At 62.3% G+C, this 12,833-nt stretch carries 14 protein-coding genes and 1 tRNA gene; 8 read left to right on the top strand and 7 right to left on the bottom strand.

Annotated features, from left to right (window positions below; translation table 11 throughout):
• Window positions 1–73 precede the first annotated feature (73 nt).
• On the top strand, window positions 74–616 hold the full coding sequence (locus KCX59_RS04880; protein WP_178993436.1) for a hypothetical protein: 543 nt from the start codon (window positions 74–76) through the stop codon (window positions 614–616).
• A gap of 159 nt (window positions 617–775) precedes the next feature.
• Here KCX59_RS04880 and KCX59_RS04875 read toward each other — a convergent pair whose 3' ends face one another.
• Both KCX59_RS04875 and KCX59_RS04870 read right to left on the bottom strand, forming a co-directional pair.
• Window positions 776–1,456 carry a response regulator transcription factor gene (locus tag KCX59_RS04875; RefSeq protein WP_091465482.1) on the bottom strand — a complete coding sequence of 227 codons (681 nt, stop codon included), beginning with the start codon at window positions 1,454–1,456 and terminating at the stop codon, window positions 776–778.
• On the bottom strand, window positions 1,453–2,730 hold the full coding sequence (locus KCX59_RS04870) for a sensor histidine kinase (RefSeq protein WP_218649592.1): 1,278 nt from the start codon (window positions 2,728–2,730) through the stop codon (window positions 1,453–1,455). Before KCX59_RS04870 ends, KCX59_RS04875 begins: the two co-directional genes overlap by 4 nt.
• Window positions 2,731–2,929: 199 nt before the next feature.
• Here KCX59_RS04870 and phoU point away from each other — a divergent pair, with 199 nt between their 5' ends.
• Entirely contained in the window at window positions 2,930–3,583 is a 654-nt protein-coding gene (gene phoU / locus KCX59_RS04865; RefSeq protein ID WP_017198057.1) for a phosphate signaling complex protein PhoU, read from the top strand.
• A gap of 135 nt (window positions 3,584–3,718) precedes the next feature.
• Here the strand turns inward: phoU and KCX59_RS04860 are convergent, their stop codons facing one another.
• A complete protein-coding gene (locus tag KCX59_RS04860) occupies window positions 3,719–4,465 on the bottom strand; it encodes a phosphoglyceromutase (RefSeq protein ID WP_179018483.1) in 747 nt (248 codons plus the stop codon).
• 111 nt (window positions 4,466–4,576) lie between these two features.
• On the opposite strand from KCX59_RS04860, the gene KCX59_RS04855 reads away from it, so the two are divergent.
• Window positions 4,577–5,398, top strand: a complete 822-nt coding sequence (locus KCX59_RS04855) for a class I SAM-dependent methyltransferase (protein ID WP_179018485.1) — start codon at window positions 4,577–4,579, stop codon at window positions 5,396–5,398.
• Window positions 5,399–5,419: 21 nt separating this feature from the next.
• Here the strand turns inward: KCX59_RS04855 and KCX59_RS04850 are convergent, their stop codons facing one another.
• Together KCX59_RS04850 and KCX59_RS04845 are read right to left on the bottom strand one after the other, a co-directional pair.
• Window positions 5,420–5,761, bottom strand: coding sequence for a DUF2516 family protein (locus tag KCX59_RS04850; RefSeq protein ID WP_017198060.1), 342 nt, complete (start codon window positions 5,759–5,761; stop codon window positions 5,420–5,422).
• A gap of 10 nt (window positions 5,762–5,771) precedes the next feature.
• Complete coding sequence (locus KCX59_RS04845; protein ID WP_179018487.1) at window positions 5,772–6,956, bottom strand: trans-sulfuration enzyme family protein; 1,185 nt, start codon at window positions 6,954–6,956, stop codon at window positions 5,772–5,774.
• Window positions 6,957–7,029: 73 nt separating this feature from the next.
• On the opposite strand from KCX59_RS04845, the gene tmk reads away from it, so the two are divergent.
• Genes tmk through KCX59_RS04830 form a run of 3 tightly spaced genes read left to right on the top strand, consistent with a single transcriptional unit; the run spans window position 7,030 to window position 10,522 of the window.
• Window positions 7,030–7,728: a dTMP kinase gene (gene tmk, locus KCX59_RS04840; RefSeq protein WP_178993407.1), complete on the top strand. Its 699-nt coding sequence runs from the start codon at window positions 7,030–7,032 to the stop codon at window positions 7,726–7,728.
• Window positions 7,725–8,876 carry a DNA polymerase III subunit delta' gene (locus tag KCX59_RS04835; protein WP_017198063.1) on the top strand — a complete coding sequence of 384 codons (1,152 nt, stop codon included), beginning with the start codon at window positions 7,725–7,727 and terminating at the stop codon, window positions 8,874–8,876. The genes tmk and KCX59_RS04835 overlap by 4 nt, the downstream gene beginning before the upstream one ends.
• An 8-nt stretch (window positions 8,877–8,884) precedes the next feature.
• Window positions 8,885–10,522, top strand: a complete 1,638-nt coding sequence (locus KCX59_RS04830; RefSeq protein WP_179018489.1) for an alpha/beta hydrolase — start codon at window positions 8,885–8,887, stop codon at window positions 10,520–10,522.
• Here KCX59_RS04830 and KCX59_RS04825 read toward each other — a convergent pair.
• Window positions 10,519–11,265, bottom strand: coding sequence for an HAD family hydrolase (locus KCX59_RS04825; RefSeq protein WP_178993404.1), 747 nt, complete (start codon window positions 11,263–11,265; stop codon window positions 10,519–10,521). The two genes, KCX59_RS04830 and KCX59_RS04825, sit on opposite strands and share 4 nt — an antisense overlap.
• A gap of 232 nt (window positions 11,266–11,497) precedes the next feature.
• Here KCX59_RS04825 and KCX59_RS04820 point away from each other — a divergent pair.
• A tRNA-Thr gene (locus KCX59_RS04820) sits at window positions 11,498–11,570 on the top strand.
• A 178-nt stretch (window positions 11,571–11,748) separates the two neighbouring features.
• On the opposite strand, the gene KCX59_RS04815 is transcribed toward KCX59_RS04820, so the two are convergent.
• Window positions 11,749–12,132 carry a hypothetical protein gene (locus tag KCX59_RS04815; RefSeq protein WP_179018491.1) on the bottom strand — a complete coding sequence of 128 codons (384 nt, stop codon included), beginning with the start codon at window positions 12,130–12,132 and terminating at the stop codon, window positions 11,749–11,751.
• 26 nt (window positions 12,133–12,158) lie between these two features.
• Here KCX59_RS04815 and KCX59_RS04810 point away from each other — a divergent pair, with 26 nt between their 5' ends.
• A complete protein-coding gene (locus KCX59_RS04810; RefSeq protein ID WP_256871551.1) occupies window positions 12,159–12,293 on the top strand; it encodes a hypothetical protein in 135 nt (44 codons plus the stop codon).
• The last annotated feature ends 540 nt before the right edge of the window (window positions 12,294–12,833 follow it).

The following is a 12,833-nucleotide window of genomic DNA, read 5'->3' as shown; positions in this document are numbered from 1 at the left end:
GGTTTGCCGATAGGCTATGGCTGAAAAGTGTTCCAATGACTCTTGAGGAGTAGGTGTCGTGCGCAATACTGCGATGAACCCTGTCCAGCGCGGCAAGCTGGCAATTGCGGCGGCTGCAATCGGCGTCGGTCTTCTGTCCGTCACCGGCTGTGGATTCGTCAACGCCCAGCAGACTACCCACCAGTACTCGGCATCGGACGGGATCAAAGCTGATCTCGGTCCCCTGCAGTTGCGCAACATCCTGATTGTTGCCTCGGGCGAGAACGAGCCCGGCCGCGTTATCGGCGCCGTATTCAACACCTCCGCCACCGACGCGACCCTCACCATGAGTGGTGCCAACGGCGCACAGACTGAAATCCCGGTCAAGGCCAATGGGGAGACATTCCTGAACGACACAGCGGATGCAGCGATCCTCAGCACCGCCGGTGTCATCCCCGGTGGCCTGGTCCCGATCACCGTCCGTAGCGGTTCCGACTCAGCTACCGTCAACGTTCCGGTGCTTGACGGCACGCTGCCCGAGTATGCCAAGTACCTGCCCACCACGCCGACCCCGACGGCAACGCCGACGTCGACTTCCACGGCTACGTCCTCGGAGGCTCCGGCCGCCGGCCACTAGCAGGCAGCAAGCCACAAGCTACACACATAAGGAAGGGTCCCGCCGCGGCGGGACCCTTCCTTATGTGTGTAGCTGCCGGGCTGACGACACCCAAATCCGGGCATCGTCAGCCGCTTTCCGTGGTGCCAACGAACATGCGCGTCGCCGGTAAGGAAAGCTTTACGGCTCGAACTTGTAACCCAAGCCGCGCACTGTGACCAGGTATCGCGGCACTGAAGGGTCCGGCTCAATCTTGCTGCGAAGCCGCTTCACGTGGACGTCCAGCGTCTTGGTGTCCCCCACATAGTCCGAACCCCAGACACGGTCGATCAATTGTCCGCGTGTCAGTACCCTGCCTGAGTTGCGGAGCAGCATCTCCAGCAGTTCGAACTCCTTGAGCGGCAGCGAAACCTGCTCACCGTTGACGCTCACCACGTGGCGTTCGATGTCCATGCGGACCGGTCCTGCCTGCACGGTGGACGTAATAAGTTCCTCCGGCTCACCCTGCCGGCGCAGCACCGCCCGGACGCGGGCCACGAGCTCCCGGGAGGAATAGGGCTTGGTGACATAGTCATCCGCGCCAAGCTCCAAGCCAACAACCTTGTCGATTTCCGAGTCCTTGGCCGTCAGCATAATGACGGGGACACTGGAACGCTGGCGAAGTTGTCGGCACACTTCGGTGCCCGGCGTTCCCGGCAACTGCAGGTCCAGGAGGACAAGGTCGGCACCGTTCCGGTCGAATTCCACCAAGGCGTCGCTGCCGTTGTCCACTACCTCGACGTCAAAACCCTCTTTGCCCAAGAGATAGGACAGGGGGTCGCTGAAGGACTCTTCGTCCTCCACTATCAAAATCCGGCTCAAGCGCTGGCTCCTTGCTCTTGGGCGCCGCTGGCGCCCCCTTGATGATTCACGTGATGGGGTTGTTGAATCGCGTGATGAGGCTCGACGGCGGCAGCAGCCGCCGGAAGTTCGGAAGAGGCGGCCGCAGCGGAAGCCGGAAGGCCGGCGTCGTCGTCCTGTCCTTCCATCTCGGGCAAGCGGATGGTGAAGGTGGATCCTTGGCCGGGCTGGGACCACACGGTCACCTCGCCGCCATGGTTGGACACCACGTGCTTGACGATGCTGAGCCCTAGGCCCGTGCCACCGGTATGCCGGGATCGTGCCGCGTCGACGCGGTAGAAGCGCTCGAACACGCGCTCCTGGTCCTCGGGGGTCAGGCCCTCACCTTGGTCCGTAACAGAAATGGCGACGACGCCCTCCCGGGTTCGGATGCCGACACCTACACGCGTGTTTTCCGGTGAATAGCGAATGGCGTTGTCGATCAGGTTGCGGAGTGCCGTCACCAAGAGGTCGCGGTCGCCGAAAACCAGCGATTCAGAGTGCCCGCCCACCACGATCTGGATATTCTTGCTCTCAGCCGGCAGCTGCGAGCGGTCCACGGCCTCGGTGATCACCGTATTGATATCCACCGCGTGACCTTGCTGGGCAACGTTGGCACCCTGGAGACGGGAAAGTTCGATGATGTCCTGGACCAAGGCCGCCAGCCGGCCGGACTCCTTGTGCATGCGCTTGGCGAACCTGCGCACGGCTTCCTCGTCATCAGGCGACGCTTCCAAGGCCTCGGCCAGCAGCGAGATGGCGCCGACGGGTGTCTTGAGTTCGTGGGACACGTTGGCCACGAAGTCGTTGCGGATCTCCTCGGTACGGGTGATCTCAGTTCGGTCGTCGGCCAGAAGCACGATGTATTCCCAGCCAAGCATGGCTGCCCGTACCTGGACCACAATGGTGCCCTTGCCCAGCGGGCCACGCGGGAGTTCGTACTGTTCCTCCAGGATCACGCCGTCCCGGCGGACCTTCGCGGTCATGTCCAGGAGTTGCTTGTGCACCACTGTGTGGCCACGCACCAGGCCATACGCATACGCTGCCGGACTCGCACGGACAACGCCGTCGATGGCGTCCACCACGACAAAGGCGCGCCCGACGACGGCAAGTACTTCCGCCGCGCCCTCAGGAAGCAGGGGCTCAGTGACGTCCAGGTCCACGATGCTGCGTTGCCGCTCGCTGATCCTGAATGCGAGCATGCCAAAGACGCCCAACGACAGGCCTACGAGACCTGCGACGACACCTATGAGCAATGGATCCACGTGTCCAGCTTATGCTGTGGAAACACGGGCAAGCAGTGATCCGGCGCCAAACGCCGACGGTTCAACTAACGTTCATCTAAAGGAGCCGAACAGTTCACTGGCCCCTGACACAGTTACTGGTTGGACTGTCAATGGTTTTGAGATCCGACCCCCATCATGGGAACAGGATTTCCAAGGAAAGGACGCCTTAGTGCGCAAGGTTTTTCAGGAGGAGCTCACCCAGGTAGGTGACGACCTCATCGAGATCTCCAAGCTGGTTCACGAAGCAATCACGAAGGCTACTACGTCTTTCGAAGGTGCCGACGTGGACCTTGCCCAGGACGTCATCGCGGCAGATGCCCGGATCGACTTCCTGCAGAACAGCCTCGACGAGCGCGCCATCGACATCCTTGCCCTGCAGGGTCCTGTCGCCAGCGACCTCCGCATGATTGTGGGTTCGCTGCGCATGAGCGCGTCTCTGGAACGCATGGGTGACCTGGCCCGCCACGTTGCCCAGCTGGCGCGCCTGCGCTACCCGGCCACCGTGATCCCGGCTTCGCTGACTCAGACCTTCAAGGCCATGGCCCAGCACGACATCGAGATCACCGCCAAGGTGATTGAACTTCTGGAGACCCGCGATCTTGAGGTAGCCCGCGACATCCTCAAGATCAACATCGCAGTGGACGACCTCCACCTCAGCGTCTTCAAGGCCATCGCCTCCCCCGAGTGGAATGAAAGCCCCTCCACCACCGTGGACGTCGCACTTGCAAGCCGCTACTTCGAGCGCTTCGCCGACCACGGCGTCTCGGTCGCCCGCAAGGTCACCTACTTGGTGACGGGCGAATGGCAGCCTGAAGGCTTCTAGCCCTGAATTAACTACGACGGCGGCCGGTCACCTGGGTGACCGGCCGCCGTCGTTTAACTGCGGCGCAGCGCGTTCTTCGGCCGGAATGCGTCTAAGGGAGGAACGACCGAGCATCCGGCGAAGAATCGCGAAGCATTATTTTTTGCCTTGGTTAGCCACTGCGAGGATGGCCTGTGCTGCTGCGTCGGGGTCCAGGTAGGTGCCGCCCGGGTTGATGGGCTGGAAGTCCTCATCCAGTTCATAGACCAGCGGGATGCCCGTGGGGATGTTCAGCCCGGCGATGGCGTCGTCGCTGATGCCGTCCAGGTGCTTCACGAGGGCACGCAGGGAGTTGCCGTGGGCGGTGACCAGGACGGTCTTGCCGGCCTTGAGGTCTTCCTTGATGTCCGATTCCCAGTAAGGGAGCAGGCGTACCAGGACGTCCTTGAGGCACTCGGTGCGCGGCAGTGCGTCGCCAAGATCCTTGTAGCGGACGTCGTGTGCCTGGGAGAATTCGCTGTCGTCGGACAGGGGCGGCGGCGGGGTGTCGTAGCTGCGGCGCCATTCCATGAACTGCTCTTCGCCGAACTCGGCCAGGGTCTGGGCCTTGTCCTTGCCCTGCAACGCGCCGTAGTGGCGTTCGTTCAGGCGCCAGTCGCGCTTGACCGGGATCCAGCCGCGGTTGGCTTTGTCCAGGGCCATGTTGGCAGTGTTGATGGCACGCTTCAGGAGCGAGGTGTAAAGGACGTCCGGCAGGATCTGGTTCTCCACCAGGAGCTCTCCACCGCGGACTGCTTCTTCGCGGCCTTGATCGTTCAGGTCTACGTCCACCCAACCGGTGAACAGGTTCTTGGCGTTCCAGTCGCTGTGGCCATGGCGCAGCAGAATCAGCTTGTAAGTCATGGTTTTTATCCTAGCCGAGCAGTTACGTGCCCTGCCCGGCGTTACGTCCGGCAACGGACCCCGCGGTCTGAGGCAGGCAGGGATAAAGCCGGCAGGGATAAAGTGGGGGCCGTGGTGCAAAAAGCGGAACGGGTGGGCTCTCCCCGCAGTCGGGGCGGAAAGCCGGTTGGCAACATCACGCGGGGCACCACGAATCCCAATCGCATGCGCCGCTTGGACCGCTGGTTGGCGGGACCCCAAGCGTGGCGGCTGCGCGCCGCCGTCGATCCCCTTGTTGTGGACCTTGGCTATGGCGCCTCGCCGACCACCGCCGTCGAGCTTTTCGAACGGCTGCAAGCCGTGCGGCCGGATGTCCGGGTCTGCGGAATCGAGATCGAACCGGAGCGCGTATGGACTGCCAAGTCACTGGAGCGGCCCGGGCTGAGCTTCCATGTAGGCGGCTTCGAAGTCCCTGTACACGGTGACCCGGTGTTGGTGCGGGCATTCAACGTGCTGCGGCAATATGAGGAAGCGGACGTCGCCGGGATTTGGCGATTGGTGCAGTCGCGCCTGGCACCCGGCGGTCTGTTCATAGACGGCACCTGCGACGAAATCGGCCGGCGCGTCACATGGGTCGCCTTGGATGCGGAGCGCCCGTTGAGCCTCAGTTTTTCCGTGCGGTTCGGCAGTTTTGAGCTGCCGTCGGAGGTGGCAGAGCGGCTGCCCAAGGCCCTGATTCACAGGAATGTGCCGGGCGAACCGATCCACGCGTTCCTGCAGGCCATGGATAAGGCATGGCTGGAAGCGGCACCCTTGGCGTCGTTCGGAAACCGGCAGCGCTGGACGGGCATGTGCCGTTCACTGCGCGACGCCGGATGGCCGCTTCAGGATGGTCCGGCAAGGTGGCGTCTCGGCGAAGTTACCGTGGCATGGGACGCCGTAGCGCCCCGCTAAGGCCGATTTACAGTAACGCCTTTACCAGGGGCCGTACGGACCGACATTTCGGTTGCCGCCACTGCCGGCCTCACGCACGGCGGGACGGACATCGGCAAGGTAGACGCAGGCTGCGGTGACGGCCGCGATGCCGAACAACCCCAAGCCGCTGCCGCCGGTGAGGACGGTCAGGGCGCCGATCGCAAGCGCCACTCCGGTGAGGGCAAGCCAGAAGGTCTTGGTGCGCTTGGAAGCCGCCACGAAGAGCGTCGGCTTATGGCGCAGGCAGTCCGCGAAGGCCCAAAGTTCCAAGGCAAGGGCAACCAAGCCAAGGATGAAGTACACCGCGTTGGTGACAATCGCGATCAAGAATTTTCCGTCCACGCTCTCCAGCCTAACCGTCCAGCGACTTCAGCGCTTGCTCAAGGTCGGACCAGAGGTCCTCCACGTTCTCGATCCCGACACTCAACCGGACCAGATTCTCCGGAACGCTGAGCGGCTCGGCCGTGTGCCGGCGTCGGCGTTCAATCAGCGACTCGACCCCACCCAGGGACGTCGCCGGAAGCCAGAGCTGCAATGCGCGGACCAATTCGTCTGCGGCTTCGGCACCGCTGCGTTGTTCGTCGCCGGCGATTTGGATACAGAGAATGGAACCGAAACCCTTCATCTGCTCCTTTGCACGTTGATGGCCCGGGTCCGTCGGGAGGCCGGGGAACCGGATGGCTTCCACGCGGGGGTGGCTGCTGAGACGTTCGGCGAGGGTTGATGCGGAGGCTTGGGAACGCTCGATCCGCAGCGCCAAGGTACGAAGGCCGCGCAGGGCCAGCCAAGCCTCAAAGGGTCCGGCGATACCGCCGTGGATGATCCGGTGGTGAAGCAGGGTGGCGCGCAGTTCCGGATTGGACGTCACCAACGCACCAAGGACAACGTCCGAATGCCCGGCCAGGTACTTGGTCACCGAGTGAAGCACGACGTCGGAACCCAGGCTGAGGGGCTGCTGCACCAAGGGCGTGGAGAAGGTATTGTCCGTGACCACGATTGCGCCAACTGCGTGTGCAGCCTCAGTGAGCGCGCGGACGTCGGCGATGCCGAGCATCGGGTTGGTGGGGCTTTCCAGCCAGAGCAGGTCCGCGTTCTTGCCGTTTTCAGGGCTGATGAGCGCCTTCACCGCGTCCGTATCCGTGATGTCCACGGTGCGAAGTTCAAGGAAACCCTTCTCCGCCAATTCAGTGGCCATGACCAGGGAACCTGCGTAACTGTGCGAGGGCATTACCACCACACCGCCGGCAGGAACAAGGGACAACGCTGAGCTGACCGCTGCCAGGCCGGAGGCATAGAGCAGGCCCGGGAGGGTGGCGCCTTCCAGTTTGGCCAGCGCGTCCTCGAAGGGATCCCAAGTGGGGTTCGCGTAGCGCCCGTAACCGCGGTCTCCGTCGCCTAATGAGCCTGTTCCGAAGTATGTGGAGGACAGGACGATGGGAGGATTCACCGGCTCGTCATGGGCGCGGTCAGGGCGGCCGGCTGCAACTACGACGGTTTCCGGAGACAAATCGGCGGCGTGCTGATCGGAAAGGCTCATGGTTTCAGCGTAGTCGTGGGCAATGCTGTGGATAAAAGGCGTCTCGTATGCCGGTGATCGGTAGGCTAGTCGAGTGAGTATTAAGAGCCCAGGCCTTTTCATCGCCTTTGAAGGCGGAGACGGAGCGGGCAAGTCCACGCAGGCAGCCCGGCTCTCGGACGCCCTCGAGTCACGGGGGCTTTCCGTGCTGCGCACCCGCGAGCCAGGCGGCACCCCCATCGGAGAGAAACTGCGTTCGCTTGTCCTGGACCACGGGCACGGCACCATCGATCCCCGCACCGAAGCCCTCATGTTCGCGGCCGCCCGCGCAGCCCATGCCAGCCAGGTGATTCGTCCCGCACTGGCCGACGGAACCGTTGTCATTACGGACCGCTACATTGATTCGTCCGTTGCCTATCAGGGTGCTGGCCGCGGCCTCGGCGCCGAGGGTGTTTTGTCACTCAACGAATGGGCCACCGAAGGCCTGCATCCGGACCTGACGGTACTGCTCGACGTCGACCCCTCCGATGGCCGCCAACGCCGCACCGCAGGGGACGCCACCGAGGACAGGCTGGAGTCTGAGCCCGACGAGTTCCATTCCGCCATCCGGCACGCTTTCCTGGACCTTGCAGCAGCTTCACCGACCAGCTACCTGGTCCTGCCCGCCAAGGCCGACATTGAAACGTTGGCCGCCCGGATCCTGGAGCGGGTGGAGTCGCTGCTCGTTGACAACGGCGTGCCTGCTCATTCCGCGTCGTTGGAAAGCGAAACCGTTTCTGGCGACCGCCCGTGAGCGTCTGGGACGACCTCCAAGGGCAAGCGCCGGTCGTTGCCCAACTCAAGCAGGCTGCGCAAGGTGAGACCGGACTTACCCATGCATGGCTGTTCACCGGCCCGCCGGGATCCGGCCGTTCGAACGCTGCCAAGGCCTTCGCCGCCGCGTTGAACTGCGAGCAGGACGACGTCACCATGCGTGGCTGCGGCGAATGCGCGGCATGCCACACGATCCTCGGTGAGACGCACTCGGATGTGACGTTCGTGCGCACCGAAAAGGTCACCATCACCATCGACGAAGCCCGCGAACTCGTGTCCAAAGCAGGCGACCGGCCAGCCACGGGACGGTGGCGGATCATCGTGGTGGAGGACGCTGACCGCATGGCCGAGCGCACCACCAACGTTCTGCTGAAAGCCATCGAGGAACCCACCCCCAGGACTATCTGGATGCTGTGTGCGCCCTCCCCCGCCGACGTCCTGGTCACCATCCGTTCGCGATGCCGTCCCGTGAGCCTGCGACTGCCGCCAGCCTCCGACGTCGCTGACCTTTTGGTGAGGCGCGACGGCGTCGAACGCCAACTCGCGGACCGTGCGGCGCGGGCCGCGCAAAGCCATATAGGGATTGCCAGGCGCTTGGCCCGCGACGCCGATGCGCGGCAACGTCGGATGGATACCGTTCGTATCCCGCTTGGCCTGCGAGGCGTCACCGCTGCCGTGATGATGGCCGAAAAGTTGGTCAAGATCGCCACCGAAGAGGCCAACAGCTCCAACGACGAACGCGACGCCGCAGAGAAGATCGCACTCCTGGCGAGCCTGGGCGCTCCCGAATCCGGCACCCTCCCACCGTCCATGCGTAGCCAGGTCAAGCAACTTGAGGACGACCAGAAACGGCGCGCCAAGCGCTCCATCACTGACTCGTTGGACCGCACGCTGACGGATCTGCTGTCCTTTTACCGGGACGTCCTGATCATCCAATTGGGGAACGCAGTGGAACTGGTCAACGTTGAACTCAAGAGCGAACTGGAAGAATTCGCGGGCCATTCAACGCCGGAAACCACCCTGGCCCGGATGGACGCCATCAACAAGGCCCGTGTCCGAATCACCACCACCAACGTGGCGCCGCTATTGGCGGTCGAGTCCATGGCCACGAGCCTCATCCAGCAATAGGAGAATGCATGAAGTCCGCACCCCGCCGGTCCGCCGGTACCCCTTCAAGGGACCGGTCTGCCCAGCTTGATGCGGGTGGTGGTTCGGCAAGCCGGGGTGTTGCGGGGCGTGGGCCCCGCCGCGGGTTTGCGGCGCTATGCGTTGCCCTTGCTTCCATGCTGGTACTCAGCGCCTGCACCCTTCCGTTCCTGCCAACCCCAACGGCCAAGCCCTCCACCAGCACGGTTGATCCGTCCATCGCTGCCTCAGCTCCTGAAGGCTTGGAAAAGTTCTACTCGCAATCGGTGGAGTGGAACTCGTGCGAGGATGGCTACCACTGCGGCAAGGTCCAGGTGCCTAAGGACTACGCTAATCCGGCGTCCGGGGAGATCACGCTTTCCGTCATCAAGTTGCCCAGCACCGGGAACAAGCAAGGGTCCATCCTGGTCAACCCCGGCGGACCTGGTGGTTCCGGCGTCGATTTCATCAAGGATGCCGGCAACACCCACTTCACCGAGAAGCTGCGGGCAAACTACGATGTGGTCGGTTTTGATCCCCGGGGCGTGGGCCGCTCCGCTCCTGTGACCTGCATGACCGACGCCGAACGTGACGCCGCGCGCGAAAAAGTGTTCCGCAAGAACACCGACGAAGGACTGGCTGCCGCACTTGCCTTTAACAAAGCCTTCGCTGAGCAGTGCGCCCAGCAGACCGGTGATGTCTTGGGCCATATCGATACCGTGAGCGCCGCCAAGGACCTGGACATCCTGCGCGCCGTGGCGAACGACGCCAAACTCAACTACTTGGGCTTCTCCTACGGCACGTTCCTCGGATCCACCTACGCTTCGCTCTTCCCGGACAATGTGGGCCGCGTGGTCCTTGACGGCGCCGTGGATCCAGCCAACAGCAACGAGGAACTGACAGCCGGCCAGGCACGCGCCTTCGAAAGGGCCCTCCGCACTTATGTGGCCAGCTGCCAGGGACAACAACAGTGTCCTTTGAGCGGATCCGTGGACAACGGTGTTCAGGAAATCCGTGATCTCATCAACGCCGTTGACCAGAATCCCCAAACCGCCAAGGACGGCCGCCTGGTAACGGCCAACGATTTCGTCAACGGCCTCATTCTGCCCCTCTACAACGATCAAAGCTGGCCGGCCCTGACTCAGGCGCTGGAGAGCGCCTTCTCCGGTGACGTCTCCCAGATGATGCGGCTTGCGGACTTGGGTGCAGACCGCGACCCCAACGGCACATACAGCTCCAACTCCGCTTTCGCGTTCCAGGCCATCAACTGCCTGGACTATCCGATGGTTACGGACACTGCCGGCATGCGGGCGGAGGAAGTCCGCCTTTTGCAGGACTCCCCCACATTCGGTGCGTTCTTCGCCTACGGCGGTGTCACCTGCAAGGACTGGCCCTACCCCAGCACCCGCACCCCGGCACCGGTGGAATACAACGGATCTGCGCCCATCGTGGTGGTGGGCACCACTGGTGATCCTGCCACCCCGCTCGAGTGGTCCCAATCGCTGCGCAAGCAGCTTGAGAATGCTTCCCTCGTCACGTGGGAAGGTGAGGGGCACACCGCCTACGGCCGCGCGAACTCGTGCGTCAGCACCGCCGTCGACGACTACTTCGTAGACGGAAAGCTGCCTCAGGACGGTCTCACATGCTAGAGGATCCTGGCGTCCCGCTTCTCCACCAGGAGCGGGAGCTGCTTGATGGAATCCACGACGACGGTGGCTCCGGCCGCGCGTAGCGTGGCCTCCGAGTGCGAGCCGGTCAGGACGCCCGCCACGAGGGATGCTCCGGAACGAACGCCCGAAAGCATGTCCGAGCTGGTATCGCCCACCACTGCCACCTCGCGCACGTCATCGAGGTCCAACGCGAGCACGGCTGTCAGGATCATGTCCGGGTACGGACGTCCACGCCCGGCATCGGCAGGGCAGAGGCTAAGGTCCGCCAGGCCCATCCACCCGAGCGACTCCAGCACCATGTTCTGCGTGTGGCGGCCGAATCCCGTGGCCAGGCAAATCTGCATGCCGGACTCACGCATCCACAGAATTGCGTCTTCCGCCCCGGCAATGGCGCGTACACCGCCGTCCTCAATAAGCTCGTCATAGGTTTTTTCGAAAATTTTGTTTGCGCTTTCGGCCACAGCGGGATCCTCGAAGAGGTGGCTGAAAACGGTCAATTTCGAGAAGCCCATGGTGTCCCGGGCGTAGCCGAGCATGCTCTCGAACCGGGTGCTACCCGGTTTGATGCCGTGCTCCACAAGTGCCTTGGACATGGCCCGCTCTGTGCGGCCATCATCGGTGATGGTGGTGCCCACCATGTCCACGACGGCTAGCCTCAACCGGTTCGGTGCATGGCTGTCGTCCCTGCTAATTTCGTCCCCGTTCAATGCGTCCCCGTTCATGGAGCGGCTCCTTCAGTTTGTTACGCGACTTCGCTTGTATGCATGGTGGATGGATCTCGCCACAGTTGATTCCCCAGCTTCCGGCTGCAGGGAAACCACTGCCTGAACCCGGTCCGACGCGCGGGTGAACATCCCCGCAACGGCCGCCCTGCCCTCGTTTTGACCCGAGTGCGGTGCCTCTATTACAGTTATGTCTTGCGTGATCGCCCGGGAAACCGGTGATGAACGCGGTGCTTCCTTAGCTCAGTCGGTAGAGCGTTTCACTCGTAATGAAAAGGTCATCAGTTCGATTCTGATAGGAAGCTCAGAGCAGAAGAGGCCTCGATCCCAGTAATCATAAGGGATCGGGGCCTCTCTTATTCCCCGGCCAAACACCCAAGAAACTGCCCAAGTGTAGCCATGGGTGTAGCCAACGACGCTAAACGTGCATGGAATGGACCCAGCGTGCATGAGCCTAAAAAGTGCGCCAAAAGGTGTAGCCATTCACTCTGGCAGGAATCCCGGTAATCTCTTGCCCCATTGGATGACTCGGAGCCATTCGGGGCAGCGGTTGTATTCGTCGATGTCCCATTCGGAGTCAGTCACCGGCCGGACGTCGCCTTTGGGTAGCCAGGCGGTGAGGCTTACTTTGTCGTCGTCGTACCAGTTGACGCTGATTTGGGTTCGGTTCCAGTGCTTTGCCTCAGCGTAGACGGCAACTGTCCCACCGGCCTTCAGTGGCACTAGCGCATGCACTTTGGGGTATTGGCCCATCTCCCATGATTTGACGTCCTCCACGGGCCCTACGCGTTCGGGGTGGATGAACTCGTACGTGACGCCATCGAGCAGGAACGACGTCGGCGGCAGGATCTCCATGTCTCCCATCATGCCAAGATGGTGGGGTGGAAGTTACCTTGACCATTGAGAACGAGTCCGGCGAGCATGGCACTGTGCAAGCGTCTGGCGCCGATTACGAGACAGCCTATGCAAATGCTCGTGAGTTGATCCCGGCTGACTGCAAAGCCATCGTCATCCGCACGGACAGTTAAACGCAGGAAGAGCCCCACCCTCTGATGAGGATGGGGCTCTATTACGTTGGGGAACACTGCCGGTCTTATGTTGCCCTGTTTAATCTGGCGATCAACTGGGAGAATTGCTTCATGGAAGACAACAGATGCAGGGTTTACTGGGGATCTCACGGTTGCCATCTAGCCCGAGGTCATGAGAGCTTGCATACGTGTGATTGCTGCGAGTGTGACGACCATCTGGCGCACGCGGGAGTCTTTGTTGACGAGGATGGAGACGAAGTGCTGTGTGTTGCTAGCTGGCCCTATTACGGGCCAGCCACTCAGTTCTACGGCGAGGACTCACCCTCGGCTGCCGTCGCAATCTAGAAGCTGCGAATCAGCAAAATTACGACCGCCAGTGATGCAGTCGCCGAAATCCCGAGAAGAACAACAGGCAGCCATTCAAGCAAGCTCCCGGGTTGGTGGTCTGCAAACCCAGAGCTAGGGAGCTGGCCTGTGGTTTGTGTAGTTATGGCACGAGATGTTGAATGTATTCCGTCTACTTGCATCGTGTTGCCTTCC

Origin of the sequence: Paenarthrobacter nitroguajacolicus (assembly GCF_051027655.1) — a bacterium.
GTDB lineage: Bacteria > Actinomycetota > Actinomycetes > Actinomycetales > Micrococcaceae > Arthrobacter > Arthrobacter nitroguajacolicus.
This window is presented reverse-complemented; position numbering and strand designations above follow the sequence as displayed.